Annotated in this window: 19 protein-coding genes and 1 pseudogene; 14 read left to right on the top strand and 6 right to left on the bottom strand. The window is 44.3% G+C overall.

Annotation, left to right across the window (positions count from 1 at the left end; translation table 11 throughout):
• Nucleotides 1-822 carry a glycosyltransferase gene (locus tag ACQY3M_RS04310; protein ID WP_428066277.1) on the bottom strand — a complete coding sequence of 274 codons (822 nt, stop codon included), beginning with the start codon at nt 820-822 and terminating at the stop codon, nt 1-3.
• A 52-nt stretch (nt 823-874) separates the two neighbouring features.
• Between ACQY3M_RS04310 and ACQY3M_RS04305 the strand changes: the two genes are divergently transcribed.
• From ACQY3M_RS04305 to ACQY3M_RS04285, 5 genes are all read left to right on the top strand, one after another.
• Nucleotides 875-1,795: an SDR family NAD(P)-dependent oxidoreductase gene (locus tag ACQY3M_RS04305; protein ID WP_428066275.1), complete on the top strand. Its 921-nt coding sequence runs from the start codon at nt 875-877 to the stop codon at nt 1,793-1,795.
• 3 nt (nt 1,796-1,798) lie between these two features.
• A complete protein-coding gene (locus ACQY3M_RS04300) occupies nt 1,799-3,121 on the top strand; it encodes a sugar transferase (RefSeq protein WP_428066273.1) in 1,323 nt (440 codons plus the stop codon).
• Entirely contained in the window at nt 3,114-4,133 is a 1,020-nt protein-coding gene (locus ACQY3M_RS04295; RefSeq protein ID WP_428066272.1) for a hypothetical protein, read from the top strand. Before ACQY3M_RS04300 ends, ACQY3M_RS04295 begins: the two co-directional genes overlap by 8 nt.
• A 136-nt stretch (nt 4,134-4,269) precedes the next feature.
• Entirely contained in the window at nt 4,270-5,670 is a 1,401-nt protein-coding gene (locus ACQY3M_RS04290) for a hypothetical protein (RefSeq protein ID WP_428066271.1), read from the top strand.
• Nucleotides 5,671-5,682: 12 nt separating this feature from the next.
• Entirely contained in the window at nt 5,683-6,975 is a 1,293-nt protein-coding gene (locus ACQY3M_RS04285) for a hypothetical protein (RefSeq protein ID WP_428066270.1), read from the top strand.
• A 120-nt stretch (nt 6,976-7,095) separates the two neighbouring features.
• Here ACQY3M_RS04285 and ACQY3M_RS04280 read toward each other — a convergent pair.
• The 3 genes and pseudogenes from ACQY3M_RS04280 to ACQY3M_RS04270 all read right to left on the bottom strand — a co-directional run.
• A pseudogene (locus ACQY3M_RS04280) lies at nt 7,096-7,326 on the bottom strand (GNAT family N-acetyltransferase); the annotation flags it as partial.
• 320 nt (nt 7,327-7,646) lie between these two features.
• Complete coding sequence (locus tag ACQY3M_RS04275) at nt 7,647-8,774, bottom strand: outer membrane beta-barrel protein (protein WP_428066269.1); 1,128 nt, start codon at nt 8,772-8,774, stop codon at nt 7,647-7,649.
• Between the two features lie 24 nt (nt 8,775-8,798).
• Nucleotides 8,799-9,344 (bottom strand): hypothetical protein, encoded by a 546-nt coding sequence (locus ACQY3M_RS04270; protein ID WP_428066267.1) that lies wholly within the window; start codon nt 9,342-9,344, stop codon nt 8,799-8,801.
• A 147-nt stretch (nt 9,345-9,491) separates the two neighbouring features.
• Between ACQY3M_RS04270 and ACQY3M_RS04265 the strand changes: the two genes are divergently transcribed.
• From ACQY3M_RS04265 to ACQY3M_RS04255, 3 genes are all read left to right on the top strand, one after another.
• Nucleotides 9,492-9,722: a hypothetical protein gene (locus ACQY3M_RS04265; RefSeq protein WP_428066265.1), complete on the top strand. Its 231-nt coding sequence runs from the start codon at nt 9,492-9,494 to the stop codon at nt 9,720-9,722.
• 291 nt (nt 9,723-10,013) lie between these two features.
• Nucleotides 10,014-14,708 (top strand): MFS transporter, encoded by a 4,695-nt coding sequence (locus ACQY3M_RS04260; protein ID WP_428066263.1) that lies wholly within the window; start codon nt 10,014-10,016, stop codon nt 14,706-14,708.
• A 146-nt stretch (nt 14,709-14,854) separates the two neighbouring features.
• Entirely contained in the window at nt 14,855-15,316 is a 462-nt protein-coding gene (locus ACQY3M_RS04255) for a YbaK/EbsC family protein (RefSeq protein WP_428066262.1), read from the top strand.
• 107 nt (nt 15,317-15,423) lie between these two features.
• Here ACQY3M_RS04255 and ACQY3M_RS04250 read toward each other — a convergent pair whose 3' ends face one another.
• Nucleotides 15,424-16,698, bottom strand: a complete 1,275-nt coding sequence (locus tag ACQY3M_RS04250; protein ID WP_428066260.1) for a carbohydrate porin — start codon at nt 16,696-16,698, stop codon at nt 15,424-15,426.
• Between the two features lie 11 nt (nt 16,699-16,709).
• Nucleotides 16,710-16,856 carry a hypothetical protein gene (locus tag ACQY3M_RS04245; protein WP_428066259.1) on the bottom strand — a complete coding sequence of 49 codons (147 nt, stop codon included), beginning with the start codon at nt 16,854-16,856 and terminating at the stop codon, nt 16,710-16,712.
• Nucleotides 16,857-16,901: 45 nt separating this feature from the next.
• Here ACQY3M_RS04245 and rfbF point away from each other — a divergent pair, with 45 nt between their 5' ends.
• Genes rfbF through ACQY3M_RS04215 form a run of 6 tightly spaced genes read left to right on the top strand, consistent with a single transcriptional unit; the run spans nt 16,902 to nt 23,600 of the window.
• Entirely contained in the window at nt 16,902-17,678 is a 777-nt protein-coding gene (gene rfbF / locus ACQY3M_RS04240) for a glucose-1-phosphate cytidylyltransferase (protein ID WP_428066258.1), read from the top strand.
• Nucleotides 17,679-17,693: 15 nt separating this feature from the next.
• Nucleotides 17,694-18,788, top strand: coding sequence for a CDP-glucose 4,6-dehydratase (rfbG, locus tag ACQY3M_RS04235; protein ID WP_428066257.1), 1,095 nt, complete (start codon nt 17,694-17,696; stop codon nt 18,786-18,788).
• Entirely contained in the window at nt 18,760-20,121 is a 1,362-nt protein-coding gene (gene rfbH, locus ACQY3M_RS04230; RefSeq protein ID WP_428066256.1) for a lipopolysaccharide biosynthesis protein RfbH, read from the top strand. Before rfbG ends, rfbH begins: the two co-directional genes overlap by 29 nt.
• Before the next feature lies 1 nt (nt 20,122).
• Complete coding sequence (locus ACQY3M_RS04225) at nt 20,123-20,944, top strand: aldolase/citrate lyase family protein (RefSeq protein WP_428066254.1); 822 nt, start codon at nt 20,123-20,125, stop codon at nt 20,942-20,944.
• 5 nt (nt 20,945-20,949) lie between these two features.
• Nucleotides 20,950-22,707, top strand: a complete 1,758-nt coding sequence (locus tag ACQY3M_RS04220) for a thiamine pyrophosphate-binding protein (RefSeq protein ID WP_428066253.1) — start codon at nt 20,950-20,952, stop codon at nt 22,705-22,707.
• A complete protein-coding gene (locus tag ACQY3M_RS04215) occupies nt 22,704-23,600 on the top strand; it encodes an NAD-dependent epimerase/dehydratase family protein (protein WP_428066252.1) in 897 nt (298 codons plus the stop codon). The genes ACQY3M_RS04220 and ACQY3M_RS04215 overlap by 4 nt, the downstream gene beginning before the upstream one ends.

Below are 23,600 nucleotides of genomic sequence, written 5' to 3'. Positions count from 1 at the left end.
CTATAACTTCCTCAGTATCCGAGTATAAAAGAAACTCCTTAAAGAATTGGGCATAAGGGTTTGTACAAAAAAGCGGATGGAAAGTATATAGATATAGTCTTTAAGGCCTATCATGGCGTGCTCTTTCATATAAGAATACAGCTTTTTGTTGCTCAAAAAATATTCAAAGCCGCCGCGCCGACCATATAAAGCCTTGTCTGTCCTGGCACGGACCAGTATCTGCGGCAAATTGGCGAATTTAAAACCCTTTTCCGCCATTCTCGTCCAAAGATAATAATCTTCCATATAGTGTAAATGCAAGTAGCCGCCGGCCGATAAGACATCTTCCTTTTTAAACATAACCGTCATGTGATTAAACGGACATCTCTTCTTTAGGAAAGACTTAAGTTCCCCGTCGCCAAGCGGAAGACGCCTGAATGCTATGCTCTTTTTGGTAAGGGAATCAATTTCCTCAATGGCTCCGCCCGATACGGAAAGATCTTTATCTCTCTCAAAAGCCGCAATTTGCAGTTCAAAACGGTTGGGGGCGGCAATATCGTCGCTGTCCATACGCGCTACCAAAAGATAAGAACAAGCCTTAAGCCCCTCATTAAGCGCGGTGCCCAGTCCCATATTTTTAGGAAGGCGGACAAGTTTAAGCCTCTCTTTAAAGGAAGATATTACGCTTTCAAGCTCCGGCGTCAAAGAGCCGTCGGCCACCAAAACCGTCTCGGAAGGGGGAAAAGTCTGATTAAAAACGCTTTCAAGCGACTCTTTAAGCCAAGAGGCCTTTTCTTTGGCGTAAACCGACATCAAAACTGAAAATTGCGTATTGCTCTTCATTTGATATATTATACCATTTAGGGGAGATTGCAAAAATGGTATAATTTTAAATATGAGCGGGAAGATATCCTTTATTACGGGCGGGGCGGGTTTTATAGGCTCTCGTCTGGCAGAAAAACTGACCGAAAAGGGCCATAAAGTTATAGTTTACGATAATTTTTCTTCCGGCGACGTAAAAAACCTGTCCGCAATCAAAAACAAAATAAAGATAGTAAAAGGCGACATAACCGATTTTAAAAAATTGAAACAAGCTATGAAAGGCGTCGATTGCGTTTACCACCATGCGGCTATGGTTTCGGTCGCACAGTCTATGGAGGAACCGGCAAAAACCCATAAAATCAACATAGAGGGCACCAATAATGTCTTGGAAGCCGCCCGCTTAAACGGCGTAAAAAGGGTTTTATTGGCATCTTCCAGCGCGGTATACGGCAACGGGAAAGATATTCCCTACAAAGAAACCTCTGGGACCGATTGCCGCTCGCCTTACGCCGCCAGCAAATTGATTGGGGAAGAACTGCTAAAATGCTATTTTAAGGCCTACGGCCTTGAAACCGTCTGCGTAAGATATTTTAATGTGTTCGGGTCGAAGCAGAACCCCAATTCGCCCTATGCCGCGGTAATAGCCAAATTTATGGATTTAGCCAAACGCGGCACTACCTTCTTTATCGATTGGGACGGCAAACAAAGCAGAGATTTTGTCTTTATAGATGATGTGGCCGACGCCACAATTTTGGTAATGGAAAAAGGCAAGGCGGGGGAAGTTTACAATGTGGCTTCAGGCAAAACATATACTCTGCTCAAGCTGGCAAAAGAAATAGAGGCTATCGCCGGCAAAAAAATGAAGCGCGTTTTTAAGCCCAAAAGAGCCGGCGACGTAAAAAATTCCGCCGCCGATATAACAAAAATAACGCAATTGGGCTACAAAGCGAAAGTTTCGCTTAAAGAAGGCTTAAAAGAGATACTTAAAGCTTAAATTATGAGATTACTATTTTTTATTGCGGATTTAATTTCATTCACGTTGATAACGGCGCTGGTCGTCGCTCTAAGATACGGGAAATTTTCCCACAATGTTTTTGACCCGACTATAAAAGTTCTTTTGCCGGTGTTTGGCGTAACTTCGCTAATTTTGTGGATATTTTCTTTTTATGACACTCAGCTGATAAAAAAAGGACGCTTGGACTACAGCAACATAATAATAGCTTTTACCATATCTTTGATTACTTCCGCTTTCGGGATATATTTTACCACGTCATTTTTCAACGTAGCTACCCCTAAATTTATCTTGCTGTTGGTGTTTATTATCTATTTTTCTTATATGTACATATCCAGAAAGTTATATGCCTCTTTCACTTTTGTCAAACAAAGAATATTGCTGCTTGGCAAAAGCAATACCTTAAAGGAAATAGAAAAGGATTTGGTTTCTTATGACAATTTGGAAGTACTGGGCCGTTTTGAAAATCCGGAAGACATAAAAAGCATTCCGCCCGAAACCGTGGATCTTATAGTAATGGCCAGCAAAATGCTGAGCGAGAATAAAAAAACTTGGGCGGTAATATCGACAATGTTCCTAAATAAAGGCGTTCTGCTGACAACGGACTATAATTTTTACGAACATCTGTTTATGCGCTCAAGCAAGGGCAGCCTAAAAGACGCGATGTGGCTTATACGCGGCGTCGCCGCTAGGCAGGAAGAAAAATATTATCCTTTTATCAAAAGAGCCTTGGACGTTCTTTTCTGCCTGGTGCTTATGCCGATTATGCTTCCGCTTGGGATTTTAACTTATTTCGCGATAAAATTTATCGACGGGATACCGCCCTTTTTCTTCCAGGAACGAATCGGCAAGAACGAAAAGAAGATATACATCTACAAATTCCGCACGATGAAGCCAGGCAGCGAAGATATTACCAAAATCGGCGCGATTTTAAGACGGTTTAGACTGGACGAAATACCCCAGCTTATCAATATATTCAAAGGCGATATTTCTATCGTCGGGCCCAGACCCGTCTGGACCGACGAATATTATTTTCTAAACAAATATCTGCCTTGCCACAATATAAGAAGCGTAATCAAACCCGGCCTTACGGGTTGGGCTCAGCTTAACTTCAAGGCGCCGCCCACCTATTGCGTAAGGGAAGATCTTAAAAATAAAGAGTCTATCCCCGATTCCACTTTCGACGCCGCTTACAAACGCCTTTCCTATGACGTATGGTACATAAAAAACCGCTCCCTGTTTTTGGACTTGGAAATAATGTTCAAAACAGCCAAAAGGGCTTTTATTAAGGATAAAAACATTGTTTAAAATTATTTTAACTATTTCGTTTATAGTTTCGGCCGCTGTTATCCAAGCCGCAGGTTTCCCATTATGCCTTTACGAGGTAAATGAAGCTAAATATATAAAAACCGTCAAAAAGGCGGGATTTAATTGTATTCAGACATACACGCAAAACCCCGAAAAAATAAAAGACTTGGCTTTAGAGGCCCAAAAACGCGGAGTTAAAATCGTTGTATATCCCGATAAAATAATAAATTCGCCATACCTGGAAGAAGCGCGTTCCTGGCCTATACTAGCCCTCTATTTATACGACGAACCGGACGTAAATAAAAAAGACAATTCCTATTTAAAAAACCTTCAAAATGCCGCAAACAAGGCTTTCCCCGATAAGAAAACCGCCTTTGTGGTAGGCAAGGGAAGCCACGCAAAGCCCTATTATGATACGGCGGATATTTTGATGGTGGATTGGTACCCCGTACCACATCTGCCTTTAACTTCTTTCGGGGAGCAAGTGAAAGATGTAAAAAATATTTTAGAAGAGGGCGGCCTGCCCGAGAAGCCCGTATGGGGGGTGGTACAATCTTTTGACTGGCGGGAATTTAAACAATACCGCCCCGATGACAAAAGGATAGGCCGATTCCCTACGGTTGAGGAAATGCGGTTTATGGCTTATGACGGCCTTTTGGAAGGTGCGGAAGGTTTATTCTTTTTCACTTTCAATTCACAAAGCATTCCTTTGCCCCAGTCCAAGCCGGAACATTGGAAAAGACTAAAAAAAGTCGCCAAAGAAATAAACAAAATGCTTCCCGTATTCGAAAAGGGCTTGCAAACGGCCTCTCCGCTTGAGGGGGAGAATAATTTAAAAACGCAAAGACGCCTCTATAAAGGGTACTACTACGATATAATTTTAAACATATCGGAAGGCGACCTCCTTTTGCCTAAAGAATTTGAAAAGAAAAAATATAAAAATCTTTTCGGTAAAAACAACAGAGTTGTGCCCCCATATACCGCTGCGGTATTAAAAAGCAAAGCGAATTAAAAAATAAAATACCTCAACCGATTTTGGCGGATTTTAGGACTTTAGACCCATTTCCCAATGGGAATAAAGACTCTTCCATTTTATCTTCCATAACTTATACTATATATTAAAGCGTAACACAGGAGATTTAACTAAAATGAAAAGGATAATTTCGCTAATTCTTGCCTTAGGGATCATTAGCTCAAACCTTACGACGGTATTTGCACAAGACGCCGCCTCGGCCTTGCACAATAGAATGAAATTATACGAAATATGGCCAGGGCTCTTTGCCGAAGACATAAACAAGTATGTAGCCAAATCTGAACAATATTTATTGGCAAAGCCTTCGGCTTCCCAGGCGGAATTAGACGCAATGACAAAATCGCTTAGAGAAAGCGAAAACCTTATAAATAAAGTATTGAAAGCAAATCTTGCCAACGACGATTTTATTTACGACCTTTACAATTCTTTAGCCATCGCCGATAACAGATATAGCAGTAAGAGCAGATTTTCCTTGATGTATACGAAAAATGCGGTAAATGCGCTTTCTTCGGGGCAAACCCCTCGTTCTGCGGCGACCGTATTGAAAGATACTCCTGATTTCTTCAATAAAATAGCAAAAGATATCTTGGATAAAAGTTCCATGGATTTCGAATTTTTGGTAAACAAAATACAAAAGACTTTTAATATGCCCCGCGTTAAAGCCGTCTCTTTGGCCTTATCGGCGGAAATACAATATGCGCAAAGCCTTCTTGGCGGCAGGATAGCGGCGTTAAGGGGCAGAATTGCCAGAAATAAAGTCCTGATAAGAAAAGCGGGCGCCAGAGCAGACAGACAAGTAACCGCTTGGAGAAGAGAAATATCAAACGCACAAAAAGAGCTTTTGGATCTTAAAAGAATCTACGACGATCCTTTTAGAACATTGCTCTATTCCGTAGGAGATGAAGGGATAGATAATATAGTCGCAATAGCAAAACAAACCAATAAAGCAGAAATAAGTATGATACCGGGTTTGGCACAAAGGGTATCAAAGGCGGAATTGACCAGTAAAACAAAAATGGGTTTAAAATCTTTAAAGAGCGTATTGCCTTTAGCCATAGGCGCGGGATTGTTCTTAACATTATATACCAGCCAAGCGAATGCGGCAAACACATCTAACAGCGAACTGGCAATAATAAATGCGGTATCAAACAGAACTGAACTGAAAAGAGAAATTTTAACAGCCGTACAAAACAATCCCGATAATATCGGTATAATATATACAGGGGGGAAAGAAGTACGGAATATGGTAAGCGAGCTTTTCCAAAGCGAAAGCGAAAACTCTCTTTCGGCAGAGAAACTCCTGCCATATATAGAGGACTGGGGCGATAGAATACACACATTGGCAACTAATGATGAAGCTTTGGAAGCGTATCTCTCCGACATTAAAGCCATAACGACCGAGATAGAAAAGGAAGAATTTAACGAAAGGATACAAAGGGATTTGGTAATTCCTCAGGACAATACGGCCGTACACAAGAATATCCCTTTTGAATTGATGAGGTTTCAACCCAAATAACGGGAGGAAATTATGATATACCAAAAAACGGTTTCTATAATGCTTTGTCTTACTTTAATCGGAGGGTCAATACCCTTAAACGCGCAGCCTATACCTCGCAAAAAGGAGGTTCCTTCCTACAATCAGACGGGCGTATATTCTTTTGGCGGGTTTAATTCGGGCTTTACCGCTCCGTCTTTTGGCAATACGGGAAATGTCCTTATGGCGCCACCTCAAAAAGCAAAAAGCCCTAGTCCCTTAAATTTCCTTCATCCTTATCAAGGGTTAAACTATTTTGAGGCAATATCCTTATATAAAAAACTTAATCCCAACGGTAATATTTCGGGCTTTCACGATGTGTATTACATTAAACCCGCATGGAATAAATATCAATCGGCGATAAAGGATTATCATAACAGCGAGTTTGCCAATTATACCCCGTATCAAGTAATGAACGCCATGAGCAGAGAAACTAAAGTAATATCTGAACTGCTGAAGAAGAATCCTCGCTACCAAAAAGAGTTAAAGAAAGCGAAAGTAAAAGAATACGGTTCTGCCTGTCTGCAAGGAATAGTTTTGGGCTTGCTTACGGTAGCGGCGGTATATACGGCAGGGGCGACGCTCGGCGCAGAAGGGGCATTGGTGGCTACTTGGTTTGGCTCTTCCGCCGCGGTTACTTCAATGACTCTAGCCTCCGCCAGCATAACAAAAGGTTTGGCCGCCGTAATTATGCTTGAGATGATGACTTTTTTAGGCTCTGAAATAGTGGATAATCTCTACGAAGATCTCACCCAGCGCTTGGTAAAATACAACTATTTAACCAATAGCCAATACGCTCAAGATTTAACCGGGAGTGCCGCCAAAGCCTCCATCGCGAACGAAAATATCGTGGAGCTTCCTCAGCCGCAATCTTGTGAAAAGCCTCAGCTTCCCAATATTACCCGTTCCACCCGTTGGTTGGATAATATAGCCAAAGAGGAATCCATCATTCGTCTACACGGTTTGATAGTTATAAGAACGGAATTACAATATTCCTCCGATCCGATTAAATACGATATGGCACTGTTGGATATAATCAATCTTTTCAGCGATGCCCAACAAGTGGAATTTGATGAAAATGTCTTTACCAGGCCGATTATTGATGAAAACGGCAAGCACTATCAAAACAACAGCAATATCGTAGACGTTGGAACGGGCAGACTTATAAAAAGAACGCCCGAACTATTAAAAGCCTTAAAAGCGATACAGAATATGGACGCTGAATCCGGCAAGGTGAAACTCAATCACCCCAGATCGGTAAACGGAGTAATTTGGCCCAATAAATAAGGCTGTATATTTGCTAAATACCCCCGAATATTCGGGGGTATTTTTTGTTTTGCTTACGTTTTATACTCCGTAAATATTTTAATATATTCTATTGGAAACATTGCTTGCAAGCATAGGAAATCATTTCCTCATATCCTTTTCAAAACGAAAATAAACATCAGTGCCAATCTCAGGTTTACTTACTTGGTTTGCGCTATGGATATTTTTCTCTTTATGCTTCTCGTAAAAAAACTCCTCTATGCGAAAGCCGCATTTATTAACGTAAAAGTGAATATTTCTTTGCTCAAAATAAGGGGTTACGGTTTCCCAAATAAGGGTATCGGAATATTTGGCTTCTATGGTGTGCCAAGCGACCTCGGCTGTGATTTTTCGGACTTCTCTTTAACAACGGGGGAAAATGCCTCTTGCAGCTTTTTTTGCAAAAGGGGGGGGAAATGCTCGGAATTAACTTTTTAAATAATATATTTACGTTTTGGGAGATTTTTTATTTTCATCTAATGGCTACTGCGCTTTTACTAGGAAGTTAATTATATTCTACTTTATTATTGGCTTGTAGGAATTGGATAAACTTTAAAACAATTTATACAAGTTGATAAGATAATAAAATAACCCCAATTATAAGAGACAAAAAAAAGCCCTCCTGAAGGAGGGCTTTTTCTCTAATTTTAAAATTAGAACAAGGCTTTTACGAATACGCCGCCTTTGTTGCTGGCATAATCATTGCCGTTGGTGTTGGAATCTCTGTTCCTGAACTGATACCATACACCGGCGGAAAGCCACTCTTGGAACTGGTAATCCAATTCCGGGCGAACGGTGAAGAGGTCGTCGCTTCTCTTTACTCCGTTATTGTTAGCGCGGTCATAAGCCATATTTTCATAGGCTAAGGTCAAACCGGCGGTAAGTTTGTCGGAGAGTTTGTGAGAACCGTATAAGGATACCAAAGTATCGGTAAAGTATCTGTTATTTTCATATACAGATTCTTCGAATCTTCTTTCACCGGACAAGCGAACGGTGTTTCTTTCGGTCGGGTTCCAGGACAAAGCTACATAATAACCGACGAGGTCTTCATAGCTGCTGTAACCTTCCATATCGTGGCTGTAATCGCGCATTACATAGTTAACTTTAGCTACGCCGGAAACTTTCTGAGCGATTTTGCCTTCAACGCCGAGTGCTACCGCACTGCCGTCGGAATCATTGTTGGTATTGTCCTTATAAGCAATGTTCGTGTAAACGTATTCTACGAAAGCGCTGGTCTTGGAGGAAATATTGTAGAAAGCCTGCACGCCGGCGTTTAAGCGGTTGCGGGTCAAATCATATTTCCACGGATTATCGATATAGTAATCGTAGGAATCGTTGGCTACAACGCCGAAACCGAATTTCTTATCGGTGGAAGTCTTAGCCGAAAGATAGAAGTTGTTGTTCAATCTTTTAGCTCTTTCGGTAAGTTCGGAGTTGGCCTGATCAGACGTATAGAGGAAAGAATCCCCGATTTTCAAGAGATCATTTTTAACGTCGACGTTGGCATAAGCATTCCAGAAGCCGTTCTTGCCATTGTCTTCGGTATAGGCGTTATAACCGCCCAAAGCGGTGGCGTTTAATTCCAAGCCGCTGCCGGCTATGGGGTTGGCATAAGTCACACCGGCCTGAGTCTTGCTTATGAAAGAATCCTTCTCATTACCGTCGGTAAGGTAAATATTGTCGTCGTAGCTGAGATCTTCCGATACGAGGAACTTTACGTCACCCGCAAAGGCCGAGTTGACGACCAATAAAGATACTGCCAATAATAATAACTTTTTCATATGTTTCTACAAAGTCTCCTATAATTAACGCGGTGAAGACGGGCTCAACGTTTCTTCCACGTTCTGCACGGTCTGCTGGTTAGCAGCACTTTCCGTGCTGGGCAATACGAAAGCGGGAACGACTTCCGCTTTCGCGGCCGGCTTAGCCGTTGTAACGGTCGCGGCGGCTTGGGCGGTAGTTTGCCCGGCTTTTACGGAATACGTTTGGCCTTTGGCATTGGTTACCGTTACGTTATTACCTTCCTTTACTGTCATCACTTTGGTGGAAGCATTGATTGAAAGAGTCGTTTTACCGGTGCTATTTACAGTTTCTCCGTCAATTTTTACTCCATTGAGATCAGAACCTGAAACAATGATATTGCCCTTAGCATCTTTGGACACCGTAGCTTTTACCCCTTTAGGGATAGAAATAACTATACCGTTATATTCTACCGTGGTATCTTTTTGGCCATCGGTGGTTATTGACGTTTCGGACGCGGTCGCTTTCTCGGCGGCGGCATTTGTCTTCTGAGCGGAAGCAAACGTCACAAGCATCAAGAAAGCAAACATTAATGCAGTTATTTTTTTCATTTACTTTTTACTCCTGTTTTTTTGTAATACAGATTGTCCTTACTAGATAAATTTTACTATATTTGCAAAATATTTGCACAAGTCTTAAAAAAATATTATACTCGCTTTCCGAAATTTTATATAATATTGGAAGAGAAGGAAATAATTATGTCGAACAGCATTACCTATAATATAATAAGCGCTTTTGAAAAGGCGGATATCCGCAAATCTATTTGCGGCGGATATTCTTTTATATTATTCGGCATATATTCCTTTAATAATTATATCACTTCCATTATGCGTCTATTCTCCAAGGGCTTATATTACACCATGTTAATGTCCAGGTTAGGATATAAGTTATCCCTTAGGAAGAATATGATGCAGATTCTCACGAGATAATCCAAAATTTAAATTTATTATACGTAAGATCTGCGGGACTTAATAAAAGAAGCGGCAGATCTTATTATTTTTTTGTTTTGAGGTTATTTTATGAGAACATTATTTTTAAAAAATTATTTTTACGTTTTTCCTTATATATATAGAGCGACATATTATCTGATGTCGATGTTCATTCATTTTATGATTAGGCGATAGCGGCGCAAAAATACAATTTTTTACGCGGGGACACAAAGGCAAAGTAAAGATTAATGGTTTCCGCAAGCATTAAAGAAGGACTAAAAGGTAAATAAAATGAAGAACACTGTATCGTGGTTGCAAAAAGGTTTAAGCAAGAGCTTAAACAAAGCTATATCGATAGCTATCAGCTTGGCGATTCTGCTGAACTTAACGGCAGAAAGTTATGCCCAGCTGCTCCCGGTTAAAACCGGATACGATTTTGCCGCTTGGCAAAAGGAGAACTCGTTCGAGTTTGACATATCCGACATATTAAACGGGGCATACAATCGCGCGCAAGACGCCGACACGATAGAGGCACTCTCTAAGCTCATCAAAGAGGAATACGCTGGGGTAGAGCTTACGGCCGAAGAACTTGCGGCGGAAATAGAGTTCGCCTACCAAGCGTACAAAGAGCTTGAACGTCTTAACTCGGCTTCTTATCAAGCGGGGCGTTCAGCCTACGCGCGTGGCAAAGCGCCGGACGGCAGTTACGACGTTGAAAAGTATTACCTTAAAGCCTGTTCCGGGAAAGAACAAACCCTATACAATAAAACCACATACGAGTGCCCCGCCTTCATACAAGGTTTGCTCAATGGAGTTCTAAACGATAAATTCTACAAATCAGAAATACAAAAAGGCATTTTGGAAAAAGGTGATACGCCCGCAAGCAATAATAGCGTATTTGCCAAAGTGCGGGATCTGGCCTTATTAGGCGGAGTGAACGATAAAGATTATGCCCGTTTTATAAACTACATAAGCGCCATAGCAAAACAAGCGCCGCAATACTGCGATAATGACATTTACCTTGTAGATTATATGCCCGGTATAGAATATTCTTTTAGCGGGAAAAGCCGCGGCCTAAAAGAAAAAAGCGCCAAGGGTAAGCAAAAAAGACAGCTCGACTGCATAAATTCCGGCGAAGCCATGGTCTTGCTTGCCTTGTTTGGCAAAAATCCCTCCGCCAACGGGAGGATAATATACGATTCCGTCTCAGAAGCCTGGGACGGCGACTACGGCGCCATAGCTTTGGAATCGGGCGTAACGGCCCTATCGCTGATAAACGACAAATCGTCTTGGGCCAAAATAGAGCATCTGCTTTTAAGCGAAACTTTAAAAAACAAAGGGATAAAGGGTAAAGCGAAAGCGGTTCTCGAGCTTCTAAGCGTAGAGAACGCCGCCGAAAAAGGCATAGGGGTATTTAACAGATACATAAGAGGCGGCGGCGGCAATTATCTTAACGGATACGGGGAAAAGACGCAATATCTCATACAAGAAGGGCAAGACAAATACGGCAATATATACGGCAATGTCCTTGAAGATATAGGTTATTCGATAAGCGTAAACAAATCCAAATACGCCGCCGCACTTTCGCGGAAAATCATAAGTAAATATCTGCGGGAGGAAGCGCGGAGCTACGCTTTAGCCAAAACTGCCGCCGCGCAAGGCAATTTCCTCTTAATGCTGCTAAAGAGAGATACGGGCAACAAAATACACACGCCTTTAGTAAGCGGTGTATTGAAAAACAAAGGCAGAAAAGACGCCTCAGCTTTAAGCGCAAGGAAACTGCTTAATAATCTTGACTGGTGGGACCTTAACGCCGCCACGCAGACGCGCGTCAACAATTTGGCTTTTATGGAAGGGGGGGAAGGCCTCTCTAAAAAGGTTCTCAACGACAATAAAGCCGCCAGATACAATGACAACCAAAAAATAAAATCCGCCGGTTATTGGACGGATATGGCACTAATGGTGGTTTTGACGCCCGCACTTATCAAGAGTATACCTTCTCTTATCCGCGGCGGGGCAAATTTAGCAAAGACTTCATACCGTTTAAGCAAAATAAAATTGGCCGGCAAAGCCCGTTTGTTAAAGGCGGTAAAGATACGCGGCGAGGGTATAAACATAGCCGCGATAAAAGCCGATAATCTTAGAATTAAGAAACTCTACAACGCGCGCAAAAGCGCGATAAGCAAACTAAGAGCGCGGCGCAGCGGCGGCAAAAACATAAGCGCATACCGCCAAGCCAAAGCCGATAAAGCAACGGCCGAATATAAATTGGCCAAAAGCGAACGCGATATAGCAAAAGCACAGCGCAATATATCCGCTCAGGAAAAGGCCGCGATAGAGGCAGAGATAAACACCGTAAATCAAACAAACAAAAGCATGTACGAAAAATATCTCGCCGCCACTAAGTCCTATAACGCCAAAGTAAATCTTTATAATACCAAAGCGGCGCAGTATAATGCTTTGTCCGCAAGCGGCGAGAACGCAAAAGCGCAGCAGATTCTAAAAGAACTTGAAACGCTTAAAGCCGAACTTTCGATAAAACCTCAAGCCCCTAAAGCGGTACAGCTTAGCAAAGCATCGGCAGATTATATCGCCCGCTACCGCAGCTACGAGGCCAATTTGGCAAAATACGCCAAAAGCTCAGAGGCTTTAAAAACAGCACGCGCCAACAGATTTGGAGATTGGCTAAAAAACAGCAAACTCGGCCGCTGGTGGAACAGCGAAAGCGGAAACGGCTTGATATTTAACCACTCGGGCAAAACGGAAACAACTTTGGCCGAAGCCTTTAACATAAAAGGAGAGTATAAAGCGCCGACTTTATCGGACTCGCCAAAAATATCTCCGCTCAACCGTATTGACAATCTATATAAATGGCTTGATAATCACCACCTTGGCTTAGCTAGCAAAACCCTGCGAATAGTAAACAACAAAGCCACCGTGCTGGGCACGACCTTACTGTTCAATTATAATGTAGCCACCGTAACGCCTGGAATGTTAAACGGAGGCAGAGTTCTGGCGGCGACGGAACAGGTGGCCAATGTTACGCGCGGCGGCGTTAAAGCGGCGAATATATTTAATCTCAGCACTTACGATATCGCGGCCAAAACGGGCATAAGCATAAAGAATATAAGGCCCGTAGACGTAGTAGACCCCAAGATATTAAGTTTCTATAACGGCATTCCATTAATAGGCGGAAATATACTGCAAGGGCGGGGTGCGGCTTATTGGACGGCTAAACTTGCCTCCGGGCTGCAAAACGCCGCGGCGGGCGTAGCTTTGCCTGTAATGCTGGCGCGCGACGTATACAGATACGCCGATGGCAAACTCTTGGCAGGTTCATACGGGCAAACGCAAGCCCCTACGGCAAGAATAACAAAGGATTACAATTACGGTTTTATAGAAAACAGAACCGATCCGTCCTCTTGGGTGTACGAAGTACCCGGCAGGCCTCATCTTTTAAGGGAAAGCCCCGCCGCCGTAGCGGAAATATTGGGAGATTTTTACTCTTCCGCATCGGTCGGCAACAGTGCCAATGAAGCGGCGGAAAATACCACTCAAGCTAAAGAAGAACCCAAAAGCCTGTTAGGCAAAATAGCGGCATTCTTAAAGAAGAAGGACGATATAGTAAAGCCTTCGGCTTTCTTGTATAACTTCCTCGCGGCGACGACGGTAACAGCCACCGCACCCATGATAAGCCAAGTATACGGGCTGGATACTTCCACTACAAACACGATAATCAGCTTAATAAGTTATCTGCCCGCGGGTTTGGTGCCGTTTATGGGATACTTCTTTAACAGATGGGGCGTAATAAATATGGCGAGGACGGCCGCGGTCGGCACTTTCCTCGGCATCGGGCTGACGGTATTGGGCGGCCTTAACGGCTTTACCAATGACGGCAGTACGGCCGGCCTGATAAGTTCTTTGGCGGGCATATCGCTGGTATCGCTTTCCAACGAGATAAAATACTCGACGATATATCCTTTGATAGACGTCAATTTCGACGCGCAAAGAGCGCTCGGCCTTACCACGCAAACGGCTATGGCCAGAAGTTTGGGAACCATATTGTTCCTTGAATTTGGGCCCTTGCTTAACTTTGCGTCGCAATCTTTGGGCTTTGGGGAAGTAAATAACGCTATAACTTTTCCTTTGCTTCTCGCGCCGTTAAGCCTTATCGCGCTTACCAGCATCTTCAGGGGGAACTTCAGAGACGTACCCTTGCCCGAATCCAAAGAAGACGGCGGGCTAAAAGGCCTTGTGGAAATGTTCTTTAAAGATGCCGAAGCCCGAAAAGCCGCCATCTCTTTCTCTTTGATAGAAGCGGGCGAGCTGACAACTTCTTTATTGGTATTTTCCATGGCGCAGGAGCATTACGGCGCTCTATCTGATATGCCTAATATATTGGGCGGCGTACTGATATATACGGCCATGGGCCTTGCCAGGGCTTTATGCGGAGAACTGCAGAAGAGGGGGATACTCTCTTCGACCTCCACGTACAAAATATCGGGTGGATTGGTCTTATCGGGTTTAACCCTTTTCGCCTTGGAGGGAATATCGCCTTTGGGGCTTACGGGCGCGGCTTTATTCTTTATTGGCGATGCGAATCTCTTCCCGCCTTTATTTAACGCGGCACTGCAAGGCAGAGGCGAAAAAGCGGCAAACACCACTTTGCTTATATTCAGCTTTTCGGTAGCGGCGGCCGCCGCGGGAACGCTGCTCAGCTTCGTATCGGATTTGACGGGCTCTTTGCAGGTAGCGGTGCTTGTCCCGGTTGCCTTGAGCGGCGGTGCTTTGGCTTTAGCGCAGTCCATATTCAAAAAACAGAAGGCAAATGCCGCGCAGACCGCCCAAAAAAATACGACTTCTTTTGACTTCTCTACGGAAGTAGTATACGCCAGCGGCGAAAAAGAAGGGGAAGAACTCCTGCCCGATAATAAAACAGAAGAGAAAAAGGAACTTTTTACCAAAACAGACACTGAAAACAAATAAAATGTAAATTAACAGTCCCGTTCCTCTTTGAGAAACGGGGCTTTTTAAAGCTCGGGTTCAACACCGTACAAAGAGCCGGAAAAAGCGCTTTAAACAAAGAAAAAACGGACCCTTTCAAGGCTTTTTTAAATTGATATGATATATTTATGGAAAATATAGAAAGAGTAAAACAACAGCTTAAAGAACATCATCTTGAAGACAGATATATAGAATTGCCCGCCTCCACCGCGACGGTGGCTTTGGCCGCCCAAGCCATAGGCTGCGAAGAGGGGCTTATAGCCAAAACACTTTCCTTCAACACAAAAAGCGGCCCGATAGTCATAGTGGTTATGGGTACGGCACGCATTGACAATAAAAAATTTAAGGAATATTTTAAGGAGAAAGCCTCCTTTTTAAAAGGTGAGGAAGTCACAAACCTTACCGGCCACCCGATAGGCGGAGTATGCCCCTTCGGTCTTAAAGAGGGGGTAAAGATTTACTTGGACGAATCTTTAAAGAAATACCCTTATACCTATCCCGCGGCTGGCGCGGCCAATAATGCGGTAAAACTTACGATAGAAGAACTGCAGAATATCACCCGCGGCATTTGGGTAGATGTTTGCAAATAAAATTTTGTTAATAACAAATAAAAAAAACGCGCGATTAAGGCGCGGGTTTTTTTGATGCGGAAATGCGTTTATTAGCCCAATTTTTACAATATAAACTCAATATGGACTTAGAACATAAAAGTTGTCCTAAGTGAGGCTACGCTAACCCACTCTTGCTCAGAACTTAAACCCGCGCGCGGATAAAGCTGTATATCGGGCGTAAGAGTAAAATATTTGCTTATTCCCCAAACCCATTGTGCTTCTATAACCGTTTCGGCCGAGCGGACATAAGGCAGGAGCAATGCATCTTCGCTCAAGCGGTTATAAGCCGCGGCTATGGTAATTACGTCCAACGGATTTCTTTCCAAAGGATTTAGGAAAGAAAGCCCCAAAACATAGGATTGTTTTATAGAAGTTATATTATCGGTTGAGCCGTTTGCGCGCCCAAATATATTCCATTTTTTGCCGAGGTCTCGCTCCGCGTTTAAAGACCAGCCCCAGCTGTAACCCTCCTGATCTTCCACCGACGGCTGATAATACGCCATCGCCGAATATTGGGCGGAATTGTCCGCATAACTTAAAGAGGCAAATGCCGTATATTCGCCGGGAAAGGCGTCCTTAAACCTTATTTGACTGCCGCTGATATTTGTGGCGTCCTGATAGCCTGCGCTTAAGATTATTTTCTCGTTTAAAGCGGCTTGCAGGTAAGCGCCCAAACTAGCCGCAGGGTAACTCGCGCTAGCGTTCTGCGCAAGAGCATAGTTTATAAGCGCCGTTTGAGGGTTTGAATCATAAGTCGTCCCGTCAAAATTGTATAGAGGATATTGCCCCACCGTCAAACTAAGCCAGCTTAATTTGCCGGGCATGGTGTGTGTATAGGTAGCTTGGGAAAAAGTATCTCCGTCCGATAAGCCGTCGTTTATACCGGCAACTACATTAACCATATTGTTTAAAGCCGCAGCTTCTCCGCCCCAATAACGCGTAAGAGTGTAGTTAAAATCTATTTGGCCGGAACCCCAGCGCTCGCTCTTAAATAAATTCCACGTGGCATAGGGGTAATAAATAGCTTGTATTGCAGTGTTCTTTCCGTTCGGCGCGGCACGCTGAGCCATAAAAGAAACGTCAATGCCGAATTGCAGCCCCAATTTGTCTTCCGCCATTTTTTTGGCTTCGGAATAAAAGGAAAGGAAATCACCGTACTCGCTAAAAGATTTATTCTGAGAAATCCGCCTCTCATGCCTGGCTGAAACCTTTTGCGCAGAGATGGCTTCCTCCAAGAGTACCTGTTCATAAAAAACGCTCTCTTTCCCCGTTTGATTTTTATCGGTTCCCGAAAAAGCTGAAACAACAAAACCGAAAGTTAAAAAACACGCCAACAAAACGGCGCGAAGCAATCTCCCCATAAAACAAAACCTCATCTGTACATATACTTATTTTGTATTGTAGCATTAAAATTGAAAGCCAAGGCAAACTGTTTGGATAGTTCCGTCATAGAAAGAATATCGCAAATAAAGATAAGATAACCTTTCTGATAATCCTTTTTACTTATATATTTCGCCACAACTTAATTATGTATAATATATAAAACCATTTGGAGGCATATTTTATGAAAGCTGTAATATTGGCGGGCGGGATGGGTACGCGCATAGCGGAAGAATCCCACCTTCGCCCTAAACCGATGATAGAAATAGGCGGCAAGCCGATACTGTGGCACATAATGAAGATATACTCCCATTACGGTATAAACGAATTTATAATATTGGCGGGCTATAAAGGATATATAATAAAGGAATATTTCGCCGATTATTTTCTGCACAATTCCGATTTGCAAATAGATTTGGCGGCAAATACCATACAAACCCTGAACCATAAAGCCGAGCCGTGGAAGGTTACGATACTTGATACGGGGCTAAATACTATGACCGGCGGCCGCATAAAACAGGCGGAAAAATATATCGGGGACGAAACTTTCCTCTTAACCTACGGCGACGGAGTAAGCGACGTCAATATCAAAGATTTAATAGCCTTCCACAAAAAGACGGGCAAACTGGCCACCGTAACCACCGTACAGCCCGAGGGGCGTTTTGGCGCGATGGATATAGATATGAACGGCATAATCAAATCCTTTAAGGAAAAGCCCAAAGGCGACGGCGGCTGGATAAATGCGGGTTTTTTCGTATTGGAGCCGGAAGTTCTTAAATACATAAAGGAAGGCGACGACGCCTGCGTATGGGAAAAGGCGCCTATGGAGGAATTGTCCGCCGACGGCCAAATAGCCGCCTATAAGCACGAAGGCTTTTGGAAGCCGATGGACGCTCTGCGCGACAAAAACCAGCTTGAGCAATTATGGGCGGAGAGCAAAGCCCCTTGGAAGAAATGGTAAAGGCCGAAAAATTATATGACATTGGAACAATTTTACAAAGGCAAAAAGATATTCCTGACGGGGCATACCGGCTTTAAAGGTTCTTGGCTCAGCGCCGTGCTTACAGATATGGGCGCGGAAGTTAAAGGCTACGCTTTAGCCCCCAATACGAACCCTTCTTTATACGAACTGCTCGGGCTTGAAAAAGCGACGCAAAGCGTAATAGGCAATATTTTGGACGCCGATAAACTTAAAAAAGAAGTAATTTCTTTTAAGCCCGATATAGTATTTCACTTGGCGGCGCAGCCTCTGGTAAGGCTTTCCTACAAAGAGCCGGTGGAAACGATACAAACCAATGTTATCGGCACGGCGAATCTTTTTGAGGCCGTACGCCAAACGCCCAGTGTAAAAGTTCTGATAAACATAACAAGCGACAAATGCTACGAGAACAAAGAAACGGACGTCCCGTACAAAGAAACTTCGCCCATGGGAGGCTATGACCCTTACAGCGCGTCAAAAGGCATGGCGGAACTTCTGACCTCCTGTTACAGAAATTCGTTTTTCAATATTAAAGAGTACGGCAAAAGCCACAATACTGCCTTGGCAAGCTGCAGGGCGGGCAATGTGATAGGCGGCGGAGATTACGCCTTGGACAGAATCGTACCCGACTGCGCCCGCGCCTTAAGCAAAGGCGAGCAAATAGTGCTGAGAAACCCGCTTGCCACAAGGCCGTGGCAGCATGTGCTGGAACCGCTGTTCGGCTATATGCTCTTGGGCAAAAAGCTATGGGTGGATCCCTCTTTGGCGCAGGGCTGGAACTTCGGCCCGAACCCAAGCGACGTCCGTACCGTTGAGGATTTGGTAAAACTGTTTTTAAAGACGTGGGGGGGCGGCTCTTACAGAGTTGAGCCCTGCGCCAAACTGCACGAGGCGAAACTATTGCATTTGGATATAGAGAAAGCTTTTAAACTACTTAACTGGCGCCCCGTTTACGACTTTGACAAAGCCGTTAAGGAAACGGCGCTGTGGTACAAAAATTTCTACGAAGGCGCAGACATCAAAGCGTTCACGCTTAAACAGATATCTGAATATAGAGAGAATTATGGAAAACTTAACAAGGAAATTGATTAAAACTTTAGGCCGCAAATATTACAGAGCCCATCAAAAAAAACAGCAAAGGACTTATATCCCCGCATCGGGTAAGGTGCTAGGCACGGAAGAGCTGGACAATATGCTCGACGCCACTTTGGATATGTGGCTGACGACGGGGCGTTTTAATGAACAATTTGAAAAGCAATTTGCGGCTTATTTGGGTTCAAAATACGCTTTAAGCGTAAATTCGGGCTCAAGCGCCAATCTGCTGGCTTTGAGCGCGCTCACTTCCCACAAGCTGGGCGACAGACGCCTAAAAAAAGGCGACGAGGTTATCACCGTGGCGGCGGGTTTCCCGACTACCGTCGCGCCGATAATACAAAACGGGCTTATACCCGTGTTTGTTGACGTGGATATAAACACCCACAATATTTTGGAAAGCGAAATCGAGCAAGCTCTTTCACCAAAAACCAAGGCGGTTTTCGTAGCGCATACTTTGGGCAATCCTTTCAATCTGGAAAAGATAAAACAAATCTGCCAAGACAAGGGCCTTTGGCTCATTGAGGACAACTGCGACGCCTTGGGCGCCAAATTCGGCGGCAAACATACGGGCACTTTCGGGCATATAGGCACCTTCAGCTTCTATCCCGCGCACCATATAACGATGGGCGAGGGCGGCGCCGTCGTCACCGATGACCCAGTTTTGTACAGGATTTTGATGTCCTTTAGGGATTGGGGCCGCGACTGCTGGTGCCCGCCTGGCAAAGATAACACCTGCAAGAACCGCTTTAATATGCAGCTGGGCAAACTGCCCTTCGGCTATGACCATAAATATACCTATTCCCACTTGGGCTATAACCTTAAAATAACCGACTGGCAGGCCGCCTGCGCTTTGGCCCAGCTTAAAAAACTTGACGGCTTTATAGCCAAACGCAAGGAAAATTTTACCCGCCTTTTTATGGCGCTTAAACCCTTTGACAAATACTTTATTCTGCCCGCCTGGCAGGCACAGGCCGAGCCGAGCTGGTTCGGCTTTATCCTCACCGTACGCAAAGAAGCGGGTTTTGACAAAATAGAACTCTGCAAATATCTTGAAAGCCAAGGCATAGGCACAAGGCAGGTGTTCGCGGGCAATATCTTAAGGCAGCCCGCCTTCACCGACGACGATATCCCTTTGAGAATTAAAAATTCCATACTGTTAAACTCTCGCGAGCTTACGGATAAGGAATACGCCCTGCTCCCAAATACCGAAGAGGTTATGCGCGGCAGTTTTTGGGTTGGAATATGGCCCGGGCTCGCCACGGACGATATAGACAAAACCATAGCCGCGATTAAACAATTTATAACCGAAAAGACAAAACAGGAGAAGTAAAATGAATTATCTTGAAAAAAAGATGGTTGACATCCTGACGGATTTAAAACATAATCACCATGTTGAAGGCGTAAAGGCCGAATTTGAAGCCGAAGGCACCCGCCTGGAAGAAGCCATGCGCTTAAAAGAAGTGGTAACTACGGCGGGGCTGGAGCTTACGATAAAAGTCGGCGGCTGCGAAGCCCTTAAAGATATGTATGACGCCAAAATAATCGGCGTATCAAGGATAGTCGGCCCGATGATAGAAACGCCTTACGCTTTAAGCAAATTCGTCAATTCCGCGAAGCTGGCCTTCCCCAAGGAATATGGCGACGAGGTTAAATTTCTGGTCAATATAGAAACTGAAACCGGCCATAAAAACCTTCAGGCCATGCTCGACTGCGAAGCCATAAAAGGCATACACGGCATAGTTTTGGGCAGAGTTGATATGTGCGGTTCTCTCGGTTTGACTAGAGAAGACATTAATTCCGACAGAATTTTCGAAATCGCAAAAGACATTCTTACCAAATGCAAAGCGCGCGGCCTTGAATGTTGTATCGGGGGCGGTGTATCGGCCCATTCCCTGCCGTTTTTTAAAAACCTTCCGCCAAATACTTTAGACCGCTTTGAAACAAGAAAAATAATCTTCGGCGCGCAGGCTTCCCTAAACGACGAGAAAGCGCCTCAAGGAATTTTGAAAGCCGTCGGCTTTGAACTTATGTGGCTAAAAAACAAGCGCGACTTCTACGGCTGTATCCATCAGGAAGACGCAAAAAGAATCAATATGCTGGAAGCCAGATACAAAAAATTGATTGAGGAAGCCGGCGGCAAAACCGGTTATTGATTTAAATGATAAAAGTATCGGATTATATAGCAAAATACCTCTCCGCCCGCGGAGTAAAGGATATCTTTATGATATCGGGCGGCGGGGCAATGCATTTAAACGATTCTTTCGGCAACTCCAAGCTGAAATATTACTGCGCCCATAATGAGCAGGCCCTCGCCATAGAAGCCGAGGGATACGCCCGCCTAAACCAAGATTTGGCCGCCGTTTGCGTAACAACGGGCCCGGGCGGGCTTAACTGCCTAAACGGCCTTTTCGGACAGTGGACGGACAGCGTACCGGTGATATATTTTTCGGGGCAGGTCAAATTCAGCACATGCAAAGCATCTTGCCCCGATATACCCCTTAGGCAGCTGGGCGATCAGGAGGCTGATATTATAGCGGCCGTAAAACCTTTTACCAAATACGCCGTATCTATAACCAAAGCCGAGGAGATAAAATTCCACCTGGAAAAAGCCCTCTATTTAGCCAAAAACGGACGACCGGGACCCGTTTGGCTTGATGTGCCGATAAACATTCAGGCCGCTTTTATAGACGAAAAGAAACTAAAGGGCTTCAAAATACCCGCAAAAACCAAATACAATTTTAAAACGGAGCAAGTAATAAAAGCCTTAAAAAAAGCCAAAGCGCCGCTTATTGTTGCGGGGCACGGCATAAGGCTTGCGTCCGCGCAAAACGAGTTTAAAAAACTAGCGGGCCAATTTAATATCCCGATCGTAACAACCTTTAACGGCTTTGATTTGATAGCGGAGGATAACCCACTGTTTGCCGGCAGAATAGGAACCGTCGGGCAGAGGGCGGGGAACTTCGCCCTGCAAAACGCCGACTGCGTTTTGTTCTTGGGCACAAGGAACAATATCCGCCAAGCCAGCTATAATTGGGAGAACTTCGCTAAAAAAGCGGTAAAAATTATCGTGGATATTGACGAGGCGGAACTAAAAAAACCGACGGTAAAGCCCGATATAGCCGTCAAAGCCGATATTAAGGATTTTATAAAAGCGCTGCTGCCGAAAGCCAAAGATTTAAAAGCCGAGAAATGGCTTAATTGGTGCCGCGCGCGTGTAAAGAAATACACGCCCTTAAGCGAATTTAAAAATTTAAAGCAAAAACTCAACCCATACGAATGCGTCAGACTGATAACCCAATGCTCGGGGCTTACTACGACGGTAGCCTCAAACGCGACGGCGTGTTTGGCTTTATATCAGGCGGGGGCCTCAAAAGAGGGGAAGAGAATGTTTCTAAACTCGGGCGACGCCTCCATGGGTTACGGCCTGCCCGCCGCGATAGGCGCTTGCATAGCGGGCGGGGAAAAAGAAACAATCTGCCTTGAAGGCGACGGCAGCATAATGATGAACCTTCAGGAACTGCAAACGGTAAAAACCTATAATCTGCCGATAAAGATATTCCTGTTTAACAATGACGGCTACATATCCATAAAGCAAACGCAGAGAAATTTCTTCGGCAGATACACCGCCTGCGGGCAAGAAAGCGGAGTAAAAATGCCCGATTTCATTAAATTGGCGCAGGCCTTCGGCCTGAAAGCCGTTCAAATAAGCTCGCCCAATAATTTAAAAAAGCAAATAGAGAAAGTGCTAAGCCTTAAAGGGCCCGTTTTATGCGAGATAGTTTTAAAGGACGATTATATTTTTACCCCTAAACTATCATCAAAAAAACTGCCCGACGGCAGTATGCTATCGCCTACTTTGGAAGATATGTTCCCGTTCCTGCCCAAAGAAGAAATGGAGGAAAACATTTACAAATGAATATTTTACTGACGGGCGCAAGCGGATTGCTGGGCAAGGAACTATTGCCCCGTCTTTCGGCGGGCGGCATGAAAGTTTGGGCTTTGGATATTTTGCCGCCAAAGGACAAACTGCCCGGCATAGAATACATACAAGGCGACCTGTTTGACGAAACTTACGTCAAAAATATTCTCGGCGGGGTAAAGCCGAATTATCTTATCAATCTGGCTTGGAAAGTATCGGGCGATTATGCCGATTCCCCGTTAAATTTTAAATTTCTGCAAGCGGGAATGGCTTTGCTTAAAGCGTTCTGCGCCAACGGGGGGAAGCGGGCGGTATATTTCGGCAGTATGTTTGAATACGCCGCGTCCGAGAAGCCTTTAGCGGAAAGTTCTCCTTTGCAAGCCACAAACGCTTATGAGGAATGCAAAACCCGTCTTTATAGGCAGGCATTGGATTACTCTAAAGCTAACGGAATTGAACTTTTGTGGATAAGGCCTTTCCAAATATTCGGCAAAGACGAGGTTCTTCCCCGTTTGACGGCGCAGATAATAAATTCCTTAAAGGGGGGAACAGTATTAAATTTAAGGCATTCCCGGCTTAAGAGGGATTTTGTCTTTGCGCCCGACTGTGCGGCGGCGACTGTAAAAGCCTTATTTTCCAAGGCGCAGGGCGCGCTTAACATATGTACGGGGGAGGCGGTTTCTTTGGCCGATTACGCCAAGTTGTTTTTCAAACCGGCGGGCAAAGAGGATTTGCTTTCCCTATCCGACGAGCCCTCAAACCAGCCAAGCCTTTATCTGGGCGCCAACGGCAAACTGTTAAACGAAGTTGGATTTAATTCTTTTACGCCTTTGCCCCAAGCGGTAAAGATAATTTTACAAAGCAATAATATACCCTATACGGATAAGTGA

This window comes from Candidatus Proelusimicrobium volucris, assembly GCF_959605025.1.
GTDB classification, from domain to species: Bacteria; Elusimicrobiota; Elusimicrobia; order Elusimicrobiales; family Elusimicrobiaceae; genus Proelusimicrobium; species Proelusimicrobium volucris.
This window is presented reverse-complemented; position numbering and strand designations above follow the sequence as displayed.